Consider the following 18231-nt stretch of genomic DNA (forward strand, 5'->3'; position numbering starts at 1 on the left):
CGCGACGTTCTCTCGCCAATCGACGGCGGCGCGATCGGCCGCGTCGTCGAGGCGGACGCCGACGCCGCGCGCGCGGCGATGACGGCGGCGGCGCGTGGCTTTCCCCAATGGGCGGCGACGCCCGTCGAGGAACGCGCCCAAATCATCGAACGCGCCGCCGATCTCCTCGAAACGCGGCGCGGCGTGCTCATCGCGCTGCTGCAGAGCGAAGCCGGCAAGACGCTCGACGATGCGCTCGCCGAAGTGCGCGAAGCGGCGGACCTCTGCCGCTATTACGCGAATGAAGCACGGCGCATTTGCGCGCCGGCCGCGCTGCCGGGGCCGACGGGCGAATCCAACATCCTGCGCCGCTCCGGGCGCGGCGTCTTCGTCTGCATCTCGCCGTGGAATTTTCCGCTGGCGATTTTCATCGGCCAGGTCGCGGCGGCGCTTGTGACCGGCAACGCCGTCGTCGCCAAGCCCGCCGAGCAGACGCCGCTCGTTGCAGCCTTGGCGATCGGGCTTCTGCGCGAGGCGGGCGCGCCCAACGACGCGCTGCAACTCGCCCCCGGCGATGGCGCGGTCGGCACGGCGCTCGTCGCCGACGCGCGAACGGCCGGCGTCGTCTTCACGGGCTCGGTCGAGGTCGCGCAGCGCATCAATCGCGCGCTCGCCGAACGCGACGGCCCGATCGCGCCGCTCATCGCCGAGACCGGCGGGATCAACGCCATGATCGTCGATTCGACGGCGCTGATCGAACAGGTGGTCGACGATGTTCTGACGTCGGCTTTTCGCTCGGCGGGGCAGCGATGCTCGGCCTTGCGGCTTCTATGCTTGCAGGAAGAGATCGCGCCCGCCTGCATCGAAGCGCTGATCGGCGCGACGCGCGAATTGCGCGTCGGCGATCCGCGCGACATTGGCGCGCATGTCGGCCCCGTGATCGACGCCGAAGCCAAGGCGAAGCTCGACGCCTATATCGCAGGGCAGGCGGCGGCTGGCCGGCTTCTCTATGCCAGCGACGCGCCGGCGATGGGAACATTCGTCGCGCCGCATATTCTGCGGCTCGACCATGTCGCCGATCTGCGCGAGGAGATTTTCGGCCCCGTTCTCCATGTCGCGACCTGGCGGGCAGGCGGTTTCGCGCGTCTGCTCGCCGACATCGCGGCCTCTGGCTATGGCCTCACCGTCGGGTTGCATACGCGCATCGAACGGCGCGTTCGCGATGTTTCCGAGGCGGCGCCGGCAGGCAATATTTACGTCAATCGCAACATGATCGGCGCCGTCGTCGGCAGCCATCCCTTCGGCGGGTTCGGCTTGAGCGGGACGGGACCCAAGGCCGGCGGGCCCGACTATCTGCGCCGTTTCCTGCGCGAGACGACTCTGACCATCAACACCGCGTCTTCTGGCGGCGACGCCGGCCTTCTGTCCCTCGACGAATGATCGCTGGCGTCGCGACAAATTGGCGCGAAGCTTGGCGCTTGAAGTCACATGATCGTGTCGCCACCTCAGTAACGTCTATGAACCGGCTGCCCGCGACGGCGTTGACGAAACGCCAGGTAATGCTGGGCGGCCGTCATTCGCGAGGGAGATGAACAATGGCCGATACCGAAAACAAATTGCCTGCCTCCAAGGAAGCGACGCCGCCCACGGGCATTTTCGACTGGAGCCCTTTGGAATCTTTCCGGCGTCAGTTCGATCGCTTCTTCGACGACTTTCCGTCGCGCCGCAGTCTGCTCGATTTGCACCCTCTTGAGCGCCTGACGTCGGCCTTTCCGGCGAGTCCGCCCGTCGATTTCGTGGAGAAGGACGGAGAATATGAAATCTCCGCCGAATTGCCCGGCCTCGACGAAAAGAGCGTCGACGTGAAGCTTTCCAATGGCGTGCTGACGATCAGCGGCGAGAAGAAGGAAGAAAAGGAAGAGAAGAAGGAAGGCTATTACTTCTCAGAGCGCCGATATGGCTCCTTCCGTCGCGCCTTCCGCGTGCCCGAGGGCGTCGATGCGGACAAGATCGCGGCCACTTTCGAAAAGGGCGTGCTGAAGATCACGCTCCCTAAAACAGCGGAAGCGAAACAGCAGGAAAAGAAGATCGAGATCGCGGCGAAATAGCGCCGCGTTTCTTCCCCGGTTAGGACCTCGAGCCGGCGCGCCTTTGCGGCGCGTCCGGCGCATCGTTTCTTTCAGCCGGCCGGCGCATCAGCCGCGGCAGGACGAGATGCGGCAGCACGCCTTCCCGGATGACGGCGCGGCGCAGCGGCCCGAGCGCGGTCATGGCGATGAAGCCCGCGCCGCGCATCAGATCGACCGGCAGATAGGGAATGATGAGCGAGCGGTTGAGCACGTCGACGCCATGGGTGCGAAAGCCGATGTCGGCGCGCCGATGGCGGTCGTAGCGGGCGAGCGCGCGCGAAAGCTCGCGCCCGTTGCGCAGATCGACGCTCGCGAGACAGTCCTCGAGATCGGCTACGTCGCGCAGGCTCAAATTCAGGCCCTGCGCGCCGATCGGCGGAAACACGTGGCAGGTCTCGCCGACAAGCGCCAGCCGGCCGGCCGCATGTTTCGACACCTGCATGCCGCCCATGCGAAACTGGCCGACCTCGCCCTCGATCTTCATCGCGCCGAGTTCGGACTTGTCATAGTCCTCGATTTCAAACTCAAGCTCCTCGCGAGGCTTCGTCAGCCGGCGGCGCGCGTCGGCGACGCTCATCAGCCAGACGAGGCTTGAGCGATTTGGCGCATTCTCGCGGCCGGGCAGGGGCACGAGCGTGAAAGGTCCTGAGCGCGTGTGATATTCCGTCGAAATATTTTCATGCGGAAATTCGTGACGGAGCATCGCGGTGAGCGCGACCTGCGGATAGGTCCATTCCTTCACGTCGATCCCGGCCATGGCGCGCGCGCGGCTGTTGCGCCCGTCGGCCGCGACGAGAAAATCCCCCTCGAGCCGGCGCCCGTCGGCGAGAATCGCGGCGACGCCGTCGCCGTTAAGCTCATAATCGGCGATGTCCGCGTCGACCATCTCGATCTCGGGATGCGCGCGACAGAGATCGAGCAGAATGGCGACAAGCTCGTCGTTGGAAATATTGACGCCGAGCGCCAGCAGGCCGATTTCGCGTGCGCGCAGCGTCAACTCGGGCACGGGGAGAAGCTGATCCGTATCGTCGATCATGCGGATCGCTTCGATCGGACAGCCTTTCGCCTTCACGCGCTCCAGCGCCCCCAGCGCATCGAGAAAGCGCACGGAGGCCTCGAACAGCGCCACGGTGCGGCCAGGAAGCGGCGGCGGCACGCGCCCGACGAGGAGGGTTCTCAACCCCGCGCGGGAAAAGGCGAGCGCGGCGGCGAGTCCCGTCGAGCCCGCGCCGGCGACGAGAATATTCGCTCTCTTTGCTTCTTGCGCAGCCGCCATTTCTTTCTCCGCTCCTAATCGTCTTATAGCGGGCGAAAAGGCGAAGCGCGAGCGGGCGCTTTGGCGCAGCGGCGGCGAGGGTGTAGGCTGCCTTCCGTTTCGCGCTTTTCCCCAGAGTTTCATGTCGCCGCGTCTCATCGGCTTTCTCATCCATCTCCTCACGGCGAGCGGCGCGACGCTCGGCCTCGCGGCGCTTTTCTGCGCGGTCGAGGGCCGTTTCGCGCTGATGTTCGCCTGGCTTGGCGCGGCGCTCGTCGTCGATGCGGTCGACGGACCCCTGGCGCGGCGTTTCAGGGTGACGGAGACGGTTCCCCATATCGACGGCGTCGCGCTCGATCTCGTCGTCGATTTTCTTAACTATGTCGTCACGCCGCTTGTCGCGCTCTGGCGCTCCGGCCTTCTGGAGCCCTCGCTCGCCGGCGCGGTCTGCGCTTTCGTCGCGGGGGCGTCGGCGCTTTATTTCGCCGACCGCCGGATGAAGACTCCCGACCTGTGGTTTCGCGGCTTTCCGGCGCTATGGAATGTCGTCGTCTTCTACCTCCTGCTGCTGCGGCCCGAGCCAGTCTGGACGCTTGTCGTCGCCCTGGGCGCAGCCGGCCTGATGTTCGCGCCGATCGTCTTCGTGCATCCTCTGCGCGTCGCGGTCATGCGGCGCGTGACGCTGGCCGTCACCGCGATCTGGGGCGCGGCGGCGATCGCGGCCGTCGCTCAGGACCTTTCCGCCGCCTCGCCCGCCGTCAAGGCGGCGCTCGTCGCGACGGCCTGCTATTTTATCGTTCTGCCGCTGTTTCGGGAGCGTTCGGCAGTCAATTTTGGAGGCGTTGATGGTTAAGGCGATTCGCGTGCATCGGCCGGGCGGGCCGGAGGCTCTGCAACTCGAAGAGGTGGAGCTGGCCGCGCCGGGGCCGGGCGAGGTCCAGATCAGGCACCGCGCCATCGGCGTCAATTACATCGATGTCTATCGCCGCACCGGCGCCTATCCGGCGGATTATCCCTTCACGCCGGGGCATGAGGGCGCGGGAGAGGTGATCGCCGTCGGCGAGGGCGTCAAGGATTTCAAGGTCGGCGAGCGGGTCGCCTATGTCGGCGCGCTCGGCGGCTATTCGGAGGCGCGCAACATCGCGGCCGACTCCGTGGTCCATTTGCCTAAAGCTTTCAGCTATGAGCAGGGCGCCGTGCTGATGCTCAAGGGCCTCACCGCACAATATCTCCTGCGGCGGACTTTTAAGGTGAAGAAGGGCCATCGCCTGCTCGTCCATGCGGGCGCGGGCGGGGTAGGGCAGCTTCTCTGCCAATGGGCGGAGGGGCTCGGGGCCAAGGTCATCGCCACCGTCGGTTCGCCCGAAAAGGCGAAGATCGCCGAGGATGCCGGCGCGAAACATGTGATTCTCTACCGGGAGGAGAATTTCGTCGAGCGGGTGCGCGAGATCACCAAGGGCAAGCTCTGCGACGTCGTCTATGACGGCGTCGGCCGCGCCACTTTCCCCGCTTCTCTCGATTGCCTGAAGCCCTTCGGCATGTTCGTGAGCTTTGGCTCGGCCTCCGGCCCCATCGATTCGTTCGACATCGGCCTTCTGGCGCTCAAGGGCTCGCTTTATGCGACGCGGCCCTCGCTCTTCACCCATATCGCGCGTCGGCGCGATTACGAGGCGATGATGGAGGATCTGGTCCATGCCGCGAAGCGCGATCTCGTTCGAATCGGCGAGCCGGCGCGCTATCCCCTCGCCGAGGCCGCGCAGGTTCATGCGGCGCTCGAATCACGCGCGACGACGGGCTCGATCGTGCTGATTCCCTAGATTCCCGGGCGCAGCCCCTAAGAGGGGCTCCGCGTCAACAAAACTCGATATCTGTTGCATTTGAGACACTCCTTCAAATAGATGATTAATAAGACATTGATATTTAGATGATTTTCTTCGCATCAATCGCTAAGGCATAGGTCGAAGCGGGCGGTTTTCCTCGCTTTTCCCACTGTCCTCAGCCCTTAACTCGAAATTTGCCTCTGCCATTCGCGCGCAAATCGATTATGCTGAGCATGTTCCGGCTTTGAGGTTCCTCCCGCCTCTCGATTGGCCCGAACCGCCTTCCAAAACCCGGCGATCGAGCCGGGTTTTTTTCTTTTGCGCGCGCGCAACCCCGCAGTTTCTATTGCAATCTCGCGCGAAGCGCCCCATCCTTGGGTCGCGGCCAGCCCGTCGCGGGCTTGAGGCCGCGAAGCATGAGGGTTGCAACGCTGTCGACAAGTGTTCATCCGGGGGCGGGCTCCGTCCTGTCCCGGCCGGCGATCGGCGCCAATGCGCCGCTGACCGGCATGATCGTGCAAAAGGTCCTCGCCAGCCTCGATGAAACCAAGGCTGAGGACGTCGTCACCATCGATCTGCGCGGCAAGACCGCCCTCGCCGATGACATGATCATCGCGACGGGGCGTTCCACCGTGCATGTCGGCGCCATCGCCGACAAGGCGATCAAGGCTCTGAAAGTCGCCGGCGTCGTCGCGCCGCGCGTCGAGGGCCTGCCCCAATGCGATTGGGTGCTGATCGACGCCGGCGACGCGATCGTCCACATCTTTCGTCCCGAGGTGCGCCAGTTCTACAACCTCGAAAAGATGTGGGGCGGCGACCGTCCGGTGGAGATGCGGCTCGTCTGACGCATGATCCCCAAAAGCGCCCAGCGGTTTTGGGACAAGTTTATGCGTGAAGACTAGCCTCGCCGGATGCGACTGGGACTGATCTGCGTGGGCCGGCTGAAGGCCGGGCCCGAACGCGAACTTTACGCGCGCTACGCGGAGCGCGTCGCCGCCTTTCGGCGGCTCGGCCTCGAAGGGCTGGAGCTCAAGGAAATCGACGAGAGCAAAGCTGCTTCGCCCGCCGAGCGCATGGCGCGCGAAGGCGCGGCGCTGCTTGCGGCGCTGCCTGCCGAGGCGCGTCTTGCGGCTTTCGACGAGCGGGGGAGGGCGATAGCCAGCCCCGGCTTCGCCGAATTTATCGCGGCTGAGCGCGACGCCGGGCGCAAGGCCCTCTGGTTCGCGATCGGCGGCTCGGAAGGGCTGGACGAGAGCGTGCGCGCGCGGGCCGCGGCGAGTTTTTCCTTCGGCGCGATGACCCTGCCGCATCAGCTTGTCCGCATTCTCGCCGCCGAGCAAATCTATCGGGCGATGACGATATTGTCGGGCCATCCCTATCACCGGGGATAGGCCTCATGAAGCCTCGGGCGTCCAGGCCGCTTCAATATCCGTGCGAACGAAATCCTCGCCTCCGTCGCCAAGCGACGGCGATCATTTCGGCAGGCCGAATTCGTCGTACATCTCTTCGTCGGTCAGAATTTTCGCCGGCGCTTTCGCATGCGCCGCCGCGACGGCTTTCATAAGCGTCCGGTAATTCGTCTCGGCTTCCGGCGCTGTCATGCAGGCGCTCGCGCCGCGCTGTTGGGCTTGATATTCCCGCAAGGCCGATAGAACGACGTCAGTCGTCGTTTTGCCGAGCCGCTGCGCAATTTCATAGCCTTCGTCGCTACGGATATTGAGTTGGCGAACCATGAAGCATCCTATTCATGTCTGAAGGCGCTCATATTCAGCCCGCTTTACCGACAAGACGGGGAGCGGCTTTGCGGGCGTTTTGGCGAAGGACAGCGATCCTCGCCCTCATGCTGAGGAGCCTGCGCAGCAGGCGTCTCGAAGCACGAGGGCGAATTCGAAAGGGTCGGACATGAAGGTTTCCTTGTCCTTCGAGACACGGCCTTCGGCCGTTCCTCAGGATGAGGAAACCTTCACCCAATCTCCCGGGTGGCTTTACCGCAATCCCGCCATGCGCTAAACCCTGCCGGTAACGAGCCCTGCGTTACCGCGCGGGGCTTTTTCTATTTGACGCCGCGTTCGGTTGTATCGTTCGGATGTCATTCCCGACGCGCGCTTGCGCGCGATCGGGAATCCAGGGCCAAGCCAGCGATGTTGGACCCGCTCTGGATTCCTGGTTGGGCCTTCGGCCTGCCGAGAATGACAGCCCCAGCGAACTGCCAACCCGGTTCCGTATGAAGGCAGAGAAACGGCCATGGCGAATGTGGCGGTGGTCGGCGCCCAATGGGGCGACGAGGGCAAGGGCAAGATCGTCGACTGGCTGTCGCTCGAGGCGGACATTGTCGTGCGCTTTCAGGGCGGCCACAACGCCGGCCATACGCTTGTCATCGACGGCGTGACTTACAAGCTCGCGCTGCTGCCGTCCGGCATCGTGCGGCCGGGCAAGCTCTCCGTCATCGGCAATGGCGTCGTCGTCGATCCGCATTTTCTTGTCGGCGAGATCGACCGGCTGCGGGCGCAGGGCGTCGCCATTTCCCCGATGAATCTCAAGATCGCCGAGAACGCGCCGCTCATCCTCTCGCTGCATCGCGAGCTCGACGCCGTTCGCGAGGAGGCGGGCGCCGGCATCGGCACGACGAAGCGCGGCATCGGCCCCGCCTATGAGGACAAGGTGGGGCGCCGCTCCATCCGCCTCATGGACCTCGCCGAACCCGATAAGCTCGACGACAAGATCGCGCGCGCGCTCGCCCATCACAATCCGTTGCGGCGCGGACTCGGCCTTCCCGAGATCGCGCCCGCGGCCTTGCGCGAAGAACTGCTCAGCGTCGCGCCGCGAATCCTGCCCTTCATGGATGCGGTGTGGGAGCTGCTCGAAGACAATCGCCGCGCCGGCAAGCGCATCCTCTTCGAGGGCGCGCAGGGCGTGCTGCTCGACGTCGATCATGGCACCTATCCTTACGTGACCTCGTCGAACACCGTGGCGGCGTCGGCGGCGAGCGGCTCGGGACTGGGGCCGGGCGCCATCGGCTATGTGCTCGGCATCGCCAAGGCCTATACGACGCGCGTCGGCGGCGGGCCTTTCCCGACCGAGCTGCATGACGCCATCGGCGAATTGATCGGCGACCGCGGCCGCGAATTCGGCACCAATACGGGCCGGCGCCGGCGCTGCGGCTGGTTCGACGCGGTGCTGACCCGACAGGCGGTGAAGACCTCGGGCATCAATGGCGTCGCCCTCACCAAGCTCGATATTCTCGACGGTTTCGACGAGATCAAAATCTGCACCCATTACATGCTCGACGACCGCCGCATCGAACGCCTGCCGGCGTCGCAGGCGGCGCAGGCGCGCGTCAAGCCCGTCTATGAGAGCTTTCCCGGCTGGAAGGAGTCGACGAGCGGCGCGCGCTCCTGGGCGCATCTGCCGGCGCAGGCGATCAAATATGTGCGCCGCATTGAGGAGCTGATCGAGGCGCCGGTGGCCTTGCTCTCGACGAGCCCCGAACGCGCCGACACGATCCTGGTGCATAATCCGTTTCAGGATTGAGCGGCGCCCGCTCTTCCCTCGAGGCCTGGATCGTCTAGCTTTGCGATGCGGAGCGGATCGCGTCTGCGCCTCGCCGCGGGGGCCGCCCCGAATTTTTGGGAGCACGATGATGGATGCGCCACGCCCTCCTTTCCCCCCATTCTCGCAGGAAACCGCGATTGAAAAAGTTCGTCTCGCGGAGGATGGATGGAACAGTCGCGATCCCGAGCGGGTGGCGCTCGCCTATGCCGTCGATAGCCGATGGCGGAACCGCGCCGAGTTCCTCCATGGCCGCGACGCGATCGTCGCCTTTCTTCGGCGCAAATGGGACCGCGAACTGGATTATCGGCTCATCAAGGAGTTGTGGGCCTTCCACGACAACCGGATCGCCGTGCGCTTCGCCTATGAATGGCATGACGACAGCGGCCATTGGTTCCGTTCCTACGGGAACGAGAATTGGGAATTTGACGAGAACGGCCTGATGCGTTTGCGCATCGCCTCCATCAATGACGCGCCGATCGAGGAGGCGGATCGTCGCTACCATTGGCCGCTGGGTCGGCGGCCGGACGATCATCCGGGCTTGAGCGATCTGGGCTTTTAACCGCCCGCGTCCGTCCTGGCTCCCCCGTCGCCCTTTCCGCGAGGCGTAAGGAGCCATCATACCCTCTTGAGGGGAGACGTGTGGCCTTGCGCGTCGCGCGTCGCTTCGCCATATCGGGCGCAGGAGGAGAAAAATGGCGTCACCGAGCCTGCAAAACGGCCAATCCGCCTTGCGCCTGCATGCGCTCGACAGCGAAGACCTGCCGTTTCTTTCCGCGCATTTGCAGGACACGCTGGTGCGCGTCGGCGACATCGCCTTTCTGCCGGCCAAGCGCCGTTTCGCGCTCATCGGCTCCCGGTTCGATTGGGCCGCCGAGCTTGAAGGGCGCTTGGAGCGCTGCCGTTCGGGACTCCATTTCGAGGGCGTCCAGCGCGTGCGCTGCCAATGCGTCGCCCGCGACCGGCCCGACGCCATTCTGGAGCTTCTCGCGGTCACTTTCGAACCGGGCCCCGAGCCGCCTTCCGGCGTGGTGCGGCTGATTTTCGCGGGCGGGGCGTCCATCGCCCTCGATGTCGAATGCGTCGAGGCGCAGCTCGCCGACCTTGGCCCGCGCTGGAAAGTCGCCGCGCGCCCCGTCCATGACCTCGGTCGCGAGCTTGACGAGAACGCTTCTCAAGGGTCATGACAGCCGGACTTCCGGCTGGAGAGGATCATGACCCTGCGTCTGGACGCCGCGGCGCCCGATTTCGAACAGCGTTTCGTTTCCCTGCTCGCCATGAAGCGGGAGGCGTCCCAGGACGTCGACGACGCCGTCCGCGCCATCATCGCCGAGGTGGCGGCGAGGGGCGACGCGGCGCTCGTCGACTATTCCAAACGCTTCGACCGCATCGACCTTGACCAGACCGGCATCGCCGTCTCGCGCGAGGAAGTCGCGGCGGCCGAGGCGAAGTGCTCGGCCGAGCAGCTCGCCGCGCTCGATCTGGCGATGGAGCGCATCGCCGCCTTTCACGAACGCCAGAAGCCACAGGATTTGCGCTTTCGCGACGCGGCGGGCGTCGAGCTCGGCTGGCGCTGGACGCCGCTCGACTCGGTCGGGCTTTACGTGCCCGGCGGCACGGCAGCCTATCCCTCCTCGGTGCTGATGAATGTCGTGCCGGCCAAGGTCGCGGGCGTGAAGCGCATCGTCATGGTCGTCCCAACGCCGGGCGGCCATGTCGAGCCGCTGGTGCTCGCCGCGGCGAAACGCTCCGGGATAGACGAGATTTACCGCGTCGGCGGCGCGCAGGCCGTGGCCGCCCTCGCCTATGGCACGCAAACGATCGCGCCCGTCGCCAAGATCGTCGGCCCCGGCAACGCCTATGTGGCGGCGGCGAAGCGCCGCGTCTTCGGCCTCGTCGGCATCGACATGATCGCCGGCCCTTCGGAAGTGCTGGTGCTCGCCGACAAGACCGCCAACCCGGACTGGATCGCCGCCGATCTTCTCGCCCAGGCCGAGCACGACGAATCCGCCCAATCGATCCTCATCACGGACGACGTCGCGCTCGCGGACGCCGTGGTCGCCGCCGTCGAGCGGCATCTTGCGACGCTTTCGCGCAAGGACATCGCCGGCGCCTCCTGGCGCGACTATGGCGCCGTGATCGTCGTCAAGAAGCTTGCGGACGCGCTGCCGCTCGCCGACCGCATCGCCGCCGAACATCTCGAAATCATCAGCGAGGACGCGGAAGACCTCGCGGCGCGAGTCTCTAACGCCGGCGCGATCTTCATCGGCGCCTATACGCCGGAGGCGGTCGGCGATTATGTCGGCGGCTCCAACCATGTGCTGCCGACGGCGCGCTCGGCGCGCTTCTCGTCGGGCTTGAGCGTGCTGGACTTCGTCAAGCGCACCTCGATCCTGAAATGCGATGCGGAGTCGCTGCGCGCCATCGGCGCCGCCGCCGTGACTCTCGGCGACGCCGAAGGATTGCAGGCCCATGCGCGCTCGGTCTCGATCCGTCTCAATCAGTTCGGGGCGTAAGAGTGGGATCGAACGGGCTGAAGCGCCTGATTTCCATTACGCTCGATGAAAATTCGATCGGCCGTGGCTCGCCCGATCAGGAGCATGAGCGCGCCATCGCGATCTATGATCTTCTCGAAGAGAACAGTTTTGAGCCCCTTGGCCATGAGGGCGGTCCTTATGCGCTGTGCATTTCGCTCGTCGACGCCAAGCTCGTTCTCGACATTCGCGACGCTGAGGGCGCCCCCGTCGTCACGCATATTCTTTCGCTGACGCCCTTCAAGCGCATATTGAAAGATTATTTCATGGTCTGCGAAAGCTATTACGCGGCGATCCGCCACGCCACGCCAAGCCGGATCGAGGCGATCGACATGGGCCGCCGCGGCATGCACAATGAAGGCGCGCAGCTTCTTCTCGAACGCCTGAAGGGCAAGATCGAGACTGATCAGGACACGGCGCGCCGCATCTTCACGCTGATCACCGCGCTGCACTGGAAGGGTTAGCGGGCGTTTACGGGTTTTTGCCGCCGTGTCACGCTGCGTCACGCTTCTTGCTACGCATTGATCAACATGGACCTCCTCCGTATGTCCAAGCCACATAATCCGGAGCATCTCGCCGAGCTGCGGCTGTCGATGGAATCGGACGGCGGCGACCTTGTCCGCGCCTTCATACGCGAAGCGGCGCTTGCCGACGGGGTTTCCCCGACGATATCGAGCCTGATCGCCGCCGACGCCCAGGAAACATGGCTAGCCCTCTGCCAGTCTCACCCAGGTCGGGAGCGCGCCTCGGTCGTCCTGTCCTCTTCCCGAGGCGAGGTGCGGGCGCGGATTCAGCTCAAGGGACATTCCCGATTTTCCGCCATCGTCGCGTCGCTCGGCGACCGTATGCGACGGGACGCCGCACTGTCCTACCGCGAGCGCGGCGTCGACGGCTGGGAGATCACGCTGCACCGCGGCCTGGACCCGTCCAACGAACCGGCCGGACCCCTCGCGGAGCCGCCGGAAAAAGCCGCGGCGCCGACGGACGCGGTGCGGATCGACCTGCCCGAGGAGCGCGACTCGGCGGCGATCGCGCGCTGTTTCCTCGCCGTTTACGGACATAATTACCTTCATCCGGAAGTGTTCTCCCCCCGCCGCTACTGGCGGAAAGTCGAGAGTGGGGAAGTGATCCCGGTGGTGAGCCGGGACGAAACGGGCGACGTGATCGGCCATGTCGCGCTCGAACGCGAGCCCGGCGCGGCGATCGCCGAGCGCGGCGAAGCCGTCGTGCTCCCCGCCTATCGCGGGCGCCATTTGCTGGAGCGGATGACGGAGAGGCTGACGACGGAGGCCCTCAGGCTCGGGCTCGTCGGCATATACGCCGAGCCCGTCACGACTCATATTTTCTCACAGCGCAACGACGAGCGGGCCGGCATGCCGACATGCGCGATCCTGCTCGGCGCAAGTCCGGAGACGTCGCACGCCAAGGACCTCCCCGCGCCGCCGGCCGGCCAGCGACAGAGTTTCCTGCTGACGTTCCGATTTCTGGGAGCGGCGCCCAAGCGCGAGATCGTGGCGCCGAAGGAATATCTCGAGGTTCTTTCGGAGATCTATGCGAGCCTTGGCGTTGACGTTTCCATAAGCGAAGGCCGAACGCCGACGGCGGCTCAGTCGATGACGAGCGTCACGGTCAATGACCGGGGGTTTGGCAAGCTGCGCTTCGAAACGATCGGATCGAACATCGGGATCGAACTGACCCAAGCGATGAGCGACCTCGCCGGCCTTGGCGCGCGCACTGTGCAGCTCTCCGCGCATGTCGACGACCCAGGCTTGCCGCTCCTGACGGAGAGCGCGCGGCGCTTGGGATTTTTCTTTTGCGGTCTCGGACCAGCCTTCTCCGAAGGCCGCGACCTGCTGTTCATGCAGCGATTGAGCGAACCGCTCGACATCGAGGAACTCCAACTTTTCACGGATCGGACGAAGGAGCTTGCGGCGTTTATCGAACGCGACCGGCGGTCGGCGGCAAGCCAGCGATGAAACCGCGTTAGCGAAATGGCGAGCGTCGCGGCGCGCCCGCAATCCGTGCTTTTTGCCTGCACGCTGAACACGGTGCGTTCGCCCATGGCGGAGGCGATCGCCCGCCATTATTTCGGCCGCGAAATCTATTTCGCTTCGGCCGGCCTCAAACGCGGGGAGGCCGACCCGTTCGCCATCGCGGCGATGGAGGAAATCGGCGTCGATCTGACGCGGCACAAGCCGCATACATTCGAGGATCTCGAAGACTCCAATTTCGATCTCATCGTGACGCTGTCGCCCGAGGCGCATCACAAGGCGTTGGAGTTCGCCCGCGCCATGGCGGTCGACGTCGTCTATTGGCCGACTCCCGACGCAACCGCCGCGCAAGGCTCGCGCGAGGCGATCCTCGACGCCTATCGCGACGTTCGCGAGCGGCTGACGGCGCGCATCATGGAGCTGCTGGGACGCGCCCGGTCGCCGAGCGCATAAGTCGCAGGCTTACGTGGGGGATTGCTCGGCGCGTTTATTCCTCTCCCCGCGGGCAGGGAGAACGAGGCGACCGGAGCCGCGCGAAACGCCCCGCATGACGCGAGACGTTAAAGCGTCTTCTTCATCTGCGCGCAAAAGCGCTGCGCGAAGGCGATGAGCGCGCGGTCCGAGCCGCGCCGGCCGATGAAGGAGAGCGCCACGGGCGCTTCGGTCGTCGGCAAGGGCAGGCTGATCTGCGGGAGGCCGAAATAGCTCGCGATGAGAAACAGCCGCATCATCTGATAGCGTTTGGCGTCGAGCGCCTCTTCGCTTTCCGTCAGCAACGGCGCGCGAAAGGGCGTCGTCGGCGTCACAATGAAGCCGCGCGATCCGAGGATCGCGTCGATCCTCTCTCGCGCCTCGTCGCGAAAGGTTTCAGCGGCGCGCTTCTGTTCCGCCGTTACTTTGGCGGCGTATGCGAAGCGCTCCTCGACGCCCTTGCCGAAGGTGGGTTTCTCGGCGCCGATCCAGGCGCCGTGAGAGGCCCAGGCCTCATGCGCCTGCAAATTGCGAAAATGCGCGAGCGCCGTCTTGAAGAATTCCTCGTTAAGCGTCGCTTCGCTCCAGGGCGCGAAAATCTTCAAGGCGTCGATCGCCTCCGCCGCCGGCGACGCGAATTCGGTTTCGACCCCGATAAAGGCGTCGGTGAGCAGCACGGCCTCTTCGACGCCGCCGTCGGAGTCTGGCGGCAGCAAAGCCTCGCCGACCGAGGCCATGACGCTAAGATCGCGGGCGAACCACCCGATGGCGTCGAAAGAAGGCGCGAGCGGAATGACGCCCGTCATATCGATTGCGCCATGCGACGAGCGAAAGCCGTAGACGCCGCAAAACGACGCCGGCGCGCGGCAGGAGCCGGCGGTATCCGTGCCGAGCGCGAAATTCACGAGGCCGGCGGCGACGGCGACGGCGGAGCCCGACGAGGAGCCGCCCGGATGGCGATCCTGCGCGGCGGGATTGATCGGCGTGCCGTAATGCGGATTGGCGCCAAGAAGGCTGTAGGCCATCTCGTCCATATGCGTCTTGCCGACGAGGCGCGCGCCGGCGGCGAGAAGCCGGTCGACGGCAGGAGCGTTGTTATCGGCGGCCGGGTGGCTTGCCGCCCATTGCGGATGGCCGTTGGTCGAGACCTGTCCCGCGACGTCGATATTTTCCTTCACGACGAAAGTCGCGCCGGACAAGCGTCCCGGCGATTCCGCGTCCTGATTGAGAACGACGGACAGCGCGCCGAGATCGTCCTTCATCGCGGCATCCTTCCTGTGGCGAGTGTCAAGCGGCAGGGCGCCGGCTGGAATATTCTCGTAGAGCGCCTAGCCGAATATATAGCGAGATTGTGGCGAGGCGAGAGAGAAGGCGCCGCAAACGGCTGTCGCCGAGCGCCTGGATGGGCGCGATGCGGCGATGCTCAATTTTACGTCGCGCGGGCGTGGCCGTCTCTCTCTTGCCGACGCGCGACGGCGTCAAGGCTCGCGCCTATTGCCACGCCGCGCGGCCTGCGCCAGATTGTGCGCGCGGCGTCGGAGGGGCGGGAAATGGATGAATTCGGCGGCGGCTTTCTGCGCAACGCTCTGATCGGCTTTGGCCTCGCCATCGCTTTTTCCATCGTCTACGTCTGGTTCAAGTGATGCGCGTCTGCGTCGCGCTTTGATGGCGGACGACGAGCACCGAACATTTGGCGTGCCGGACGATGACGCCGGCGTTGGAGCCGATAAGAAAGCGGTCCATTCCCGGCCGGTGCGATCCCAATATGATCACATCGGCGCCCCAGTTCTCCGCTTCCGCCAGAACGTGCTGATACACCGGCCCAAAGACCACGACCGTTGAAACCCGTTCGGGCGGATAGTCTATTTGCGCCGCGACGGCCGCGAGCTCCTTTTCCAGACCGGCGCGAATTTCCTTATCGAAATCGTCCGGGACGTAGTCCATAAGCGTGATCGGCACGAGCGACTGCACATTGACGAGCCGCAATTCGCCGTCGAAGGCCCGCGCCAAAGGAGCCGCCTCCTCCAGCGCCCATTTGGTCATCGCCGCGTCTGTGAGATCGATCGGGAGCAGGATTCTCTTAAGCATGAGTCCTCCTTCGCCGCCGCACAGCAAGTTCCGAAAAAGTTGATCGACTTTCGATTAGAAGTTGCTCCAGCTCAATGATTTGGCGCGATCTCTGATCGATCAGACAATTCCGTCGGATCGGAAAAGCCCGCTAAAGCCTATCTGAGGAGACTTTGCTCTCCGGCAATGCGGGGCGCCGTGATTGTGAGGCGCTTATGCAAAAAAAGGCGGGGGCGCTTGAGAACGGCGCATTAGCTTTTTTTTAACGATTCTTCTTATCCGTTAGGAGCTTACAAGAGCAGTCGTTGCATACCTCAATGATTTTTTGTGATTATGTCGACTTTTGGCCGGATTCTTGAGCCAAGAAAGGTCTATATGACGACGCTCGACCAAAAGGAGGAGGGCGGGCGCGATGGCTGGAGGCAAGGCAATGGATGCACTCAATCTTGACCAGGTGCTGGACGAAATCGTCCCTCGCGGCGACGCCGTTCCGGCGCCGGCAGGCGACTTGACGCGCCAGCCCGGCGGCGAAAGCGATGACGCCGCGGCCGCGCTCGGTCTGGTTTCGGAAGCGGCGGCGGCGATCCGGGAGCTTGAGCGAGAATCGGCTCAGGCGGTGGCGCGCGCCCGCAATGTCGCTACTGCCGTAAAGGAGAAACTGGAGCGCGCCGAGGCTCGCGCCGATCGCGCCGAGACGGCGCTGCGGCTGGCCGAGTCCCAGGTTGAAGAGTTGAGCGCGGCCGTGGAGCAGACGCGCAATGAGCTTGAATTGCTGCAATCGCGACTGGCCGCGCGGGAAGAGGAATTGGCCGTCTCGATGCGCCGCGCCGACGACGCGGAAACCGCGATGCAGAGAGTCGTGGAAGCGATCCGCGCGCAGCTCCCCGTTAAATTAAACGTCCCGGGCGAATAAGCCGCGCGCCCGCGCCGGTTTTTCAAGCCGCTCACGACGCCCCGTACGCGCTTTCGCGGCGGGGCGTTTTATATTTGAGCGGGTCTCGCGTCTTTTCGGCGCTAAGCGCTGACCGCCGACGGCGGCTTCCGGCGCAAAGCGATTTAAGAGGAACTGTTCCTGAAGACGGGGCATGAAGGCGCGTCTCCCCGAAAAGCCGTGGACAGGATGCGCCAGGCCATTTGATCGCCCATAAATGAGAAATCGCCGTCGTCGCTATACTCAGCGGCGAGTTCGGCGACTTGCCGCCATTCGGCGCGCGTCGGGCTGCGCCAAATCGATTCCGGCGTCCGATCATCGCTGGAAAGCGAAAGAATCGCATGCACAATGACCAGATTGGTTTGGGGGTGTTCAGCCCACCACGCCGATGATGCAAATCGGGTCGTCGCTTTTTCGGTCATCGCCGCCGCTCCTTCGGCTCGCGCTTGCCGCCCGTGAAGTCTATTCACGACATGGCGTCGCTCGCAACGAAAACAATCTCTTTATTGGATTTACTTTTATCTCGATTGTTGAGGCTCAAGCCTGTCGCTGGCCAAGCCTTCGATTTGAAGAGGAGGAAGTTTGGCTTTTCGTCCTGAAGCTCGCGCGATGTCAGCCCTGCTGACGCTTGCGCGTCCCCCTACGGCGCAAGCCAAAGCGCGGATATGGCGAGAGCGCTTTAATCCGCCGCACCAATCGACGCGGCTGCTTGCAGGAAAGATATCTTGTAATTCGCGTAATATCCTCCTATCTATCCTTTATCGAACTTCGGCCGAACGATCTTGCTTTCTCGCCCTTGGGCGGTCGGCTCCTGACTTCCTCTCCAGAACTTCGATCCTCGAGCGCCCTGCAATTCCGTGTGGCGTCGAAAACTTGTTCTTGAAAGGACATGTCATGCAAACCGGCATCGTAAAATGGTTCAACGCCCAAAAAGGCTTCGGCTTCATTCAGCCGGAATCGGGCGGCGCCGACGTCTTCGTCCATATCAGCGCGGTTGAGCGCGCGGGCCTGCATGGCCTCGCGGAAGGCCAGAAGATCAATTACGAGATCGTCGTCGATCAGCGCAGCGGCAAATCGTCTGCGGACCAGTTGCAGGTCGCGGCCTAATAGCCGTTTTCGCCCCTGACGCGTCGTTGGCGGATTCGCCGGCGCCCGCCAGGGGCGACAGCCAATTTTCTTTTCGTCAATTTCTATTTGGAGAGTTCGAACGGCTCTCTTGACGCTATGCGGGGCGACGCCGTCGCGAATCCGGAGCGTCGCCCGTTCATAACGAGGACACCGACATGGCCAAAGGCCAACGGCGCGGTAATCGTGAAGTAAAAAAGCCCAAAAAAGACAAGCCGCATGACGTGGCGGCGACGGATAAGGGCTCGTCCTGGCTGACGGTGGAAAAGCTCCAGTCCCGCGAAATCGAAGCAAAGCGTCGGAAGTGACAGGGGATACGGCCGCGCCGGCCGCATCAGGACCGCGGCCGCCGATCCAATGAGGAGCGTCTCCACATGACG

General features: G+C 64.4%; 21 protein-coding genes. 16 read left to right on the plus strand and 5 right to left on the minus strand.

Annotation, left to right across the window (positions count from 1 at the left end; genetic code table 11):
• Together V3H18_RS02055 and V3H18_RS02060 are read left to right on the plus strand one after the other, a co-directional pair.
• On the plus strand, positions 1-1419 hold a 1419-nt coding region (locus V3H18_RS02055; RefSeq protein ID WP_332080218.1), incomplete at its 5' end, for an L-glutamate gamma-semialdehyde dehydrogenase.
• A gap of 155 nt (positions 1420-1574) precedes the next feature.
• Positions 1575-2087 (plus strand): Hsp20/alpha crystallin family protein, encoded by a 513-nt coding sequence (locus tag V3H18_RS02060; protein ID WP_332080219.1) that lies wholly within the window; start codon positions 1575-1577, stop codon positions 2085-2087.
• Between the two features lie 19 nt (positions 2088-2106).
• On the opposite strand, the gene V3H18_RS02065 is transcribed toward V3H18_RS02060, so the two are convergent.
• A complete protein-coding gene (locus V3H18_RS02065; protein ID WP_332080220.1) occupies positions 2107-3384 on the minus strand; it encodes an FAD-dependent monooxygenase in 1278 nt (425 codons plus the stop codon).
• A gap of 121 nt (positions 3385-3505) precedes the next feature.
• Between V3H18_RS02065 and V3H18_RS02070 the strand changes: the two genes are divergently transcribed.
• The 4 genes from V3H18_RS02070 (at position 3506) to rlmH (ending at position 6574) form a co-directional block, all read left to right on the plus strand.
• Entirely contained in the window at positions 3506-4216 is a 711-nt protein-coding gene (locus V3H18_RS02070) for a CDP-alcohol phosphatidyltransferase family protein (protein WP_332080221.1), read from the plus strand.
• Positions 4209-5180, plus strand: a complete 972-nt coding sequence (locus tag V3H18_RS02075; protein ID WP_332080222.1) for a quinone oxidoreductase family protein — start codon at positions 4209-4211, stop codon at positions 5178-5180. Before V3H18_RS02070 ends, V3H18_RS02075 begins: the two co-directional genes overlap by 8 nt.
• A 419-nt stretch (positions 5181-5599) precedes the next feature.
• Positions 5600-6028, plus strand: a complete 429-nt coding sequence (rsfS, locus tag V3H18_RS02080; RefSeq protein WP_332080223.1) for a ribosome silencing factor — start codon at positions 5600-5602, stop codon at positions 6026-6028.
• 66 nt (positions 6029-6094) lie between these two features.
• Positions 6095-6574 (plus strand): 23S rRNA (pseudouridine(1915)-N(3))-methyltransferase RlmH, encoded by a 480-nt coding sequence (gene rlmH, locus V3H18_RS02085; protein ID WP_332080224.1) that lies wholly within the window; start codon positions 6095-6097, stop codon positions 6572-6574.
• An 81-nt stretch (positions 6575-6655) separates the two neighbouring features.
• Here rlmH and V3H18_RS02090 read toward each other — a convergent pair whose 3' ends face one another.
• Entirely contained in the window at positions 6656-6916 is a 261-nt protein-coding gene (locus V3H18_RS02090) for a hypothetical protein (RefSeq protein WP_332080225.1), read from the minus strand.
• A 511-nt stretch (positions 6917-7427) separates the two neighbouring features.
• Between V3H18_RS02090 and V3H18_RS02095 the strand changes: the two genes are divergently transcribed.
• From V3H18_RS02095 to V3H18_RS02125, 7 genes are all read left to right on the plus strand, one after another.
• Complete coding sequence (locus V3H18_RS02095; protein ID WP_332080226.1) at positions 7428-8714, plus strand: adenylosuccinate synthase; 1287 nt, start codon at positions 7428-7430, stop codon at positions 8712-8714.
• A gap of 109 nt (positions 8715-8823) precedes the next feature.
• Complete coding sequence (locus tag V3H18_RS02100) at positions 8824-9294, plus strand: nuclear transport factor 2 family protein (protein WP_332080227.1); 471 nt, start codon at positions 8824-8826, stop codon at positions 9292-9294.
• A 133-nt stretch (positions 9295-9427) separates the two neighbouring features.
• A complete protein-coding gene (locus V3H18_RS02105; protein ID WP_332080228.1) occupies positions 9428-9919 on the plus strand; it encodes a DUF2948 family protein in 492 nt (163 codons plus the stop codon).
• Between the two features lie 27 nt (positions 9920-9946).
• The gene (hisD, locus tag V3H18_RS02110) at positions 9947-11248 is read left to right on the plus strand and encodes a histidinol dehydrogenase (protein ID WP_332080229.1); all 1302 of its coding nucleotides are present in this window, start codon (positions 9947-9949) and stop codon (positions 11246-11248) included.
• A gap of 2 nt (positions 11249-11250) precedes the next feature.
• Positions 11251-11730 carry a UPF0262 family protein gene (locus tag V3H18_RS02115; RefSeq protein ID WP_332080230.1) on the plus strand — a complete coding sequence of 160 codons (480 nt, stop codon included), beginning with the start codon at positions 11251-11253 and terminating at the stop codon, positions 11728-11730.
• An 81-nt stretch (positions 11731-11811) separates the two neighbouring features.
• Positions 11812-13242: a hypothetical protein gene (locus V3H18_RS02120; RefSeq protein ID WP_332080231.1), complete on the plus strand. Its 1431-nt coding sequence runs from the start codon at positions 11812-11814 to the stop codon at positions 13240-13242.
• Between the two features lie 15 nt (positions 13243-13257).
• Positions 13258-13710, plus strand: a complete 453-nt coding sequence (locus tag V3H18_RS02125; protein ID WP_332080232.1) for an arsenate-mycothiol transferase ArsC — start codon at positions 13258-13260, stop codon at positions 13708-13710.
• A 107-nt stretch (positions 13711-13817) separates the two neighbouring features.
• Here the strand turns inward: V3H18_RS02125 and V3H18_RS02130 are convergent, their stop codons facing one another.
• Together V3H18_RS02130 and V3H18_RS02135 are read right to left on the minus strand one after the other, a co-directional pair.
• Positions 13818-14990, minus strand: a complete 1173-nt coding sequence (locus V3H18_RS02130) for an amidase (RefSeq protein ID WP_332080233.1) — start codon at positions 14988-14990, stop codon at positions 13818-13820.
• 373 nt (positions 14991-15363) lie between these two features.
• The gene (locus V3H18_RS02135) at positions 15364-15816 is read right to left on the minus strand and encodes a universal stress protein (RefSeq protein WP_332080234.1); all 453 of its coding nucleotides are present in this window, start codon (positions 15814-15816) and stop codon (positions 15364-15366) included.
• A 409-nt stretch (positions 15817-16225) separates the two neighbouring features.
• Between V3H18_RS02135 and V3H18_RS02140 the strand changes: the two genes are divergently transcribed.
• A complete protein-coding gene (locus V3H18_RS02140; protein WP_332080235.1) occupies positions 16226-16708 on the plus strand; it encodes an ABC transporter permease in 483 nt (160 codons plus the stop codon).
• 143 nt (positions 16709-16851) lie between these two features.
• Here the strand turns inward: V3H18_RS02140 and V3H18_RS02145 are convergent, their stop codons facing one another.
• Positions 16852-17148 carry a hypothetical protein gene (locus tag V3H18_RS02145; protein ID WP_332080236.1) on the minus strand — a complete coding sequence of 99 codons (297 nt, stop codon included), beginning with the start codon at positions 17146-17148 and terminating at the stop codon, positions 16852-16854.
• Positions 17149-17620: 472 nt separating this feature from the next.
• Here V3H18_RS02145 and V3H18_RS02150 point away from each other — a divergent pair, with 472 nt between their 5' ends.
• A complete protein-coding gene (locus V3H18_RS02150; protein ID WP_332080237.1) occupies positions 17621-17833 on the plus strand; it encodes a cold-shock protein in 213 nt (70 codons plus the stop codon).
• Positions 17834-18009: 176 nt separating this feature from the next.
• Positions 18010-18159 (plus strand): hypothetical protein, encoded by a 150-nt coding sequence (locus V3H18_RS02155; RefSeq protein ID WP_332080238.1) that lies wholly within the window; start codon positions 18010-18012, stop codon positions 18157-18159.
• Positions 18160-18231 lie beyond the last annotated feature (72 nt).

Origin of the sequence: Methylocystis borbori (assembly GCF_036576025.1) — a bacterium.
GTDB lineage: Bacteria > Pseudomonadota > Alphaproteobacteria > Rhizobiales > Beijerinckiaceae > Methylocystis > Methylocystis borbori.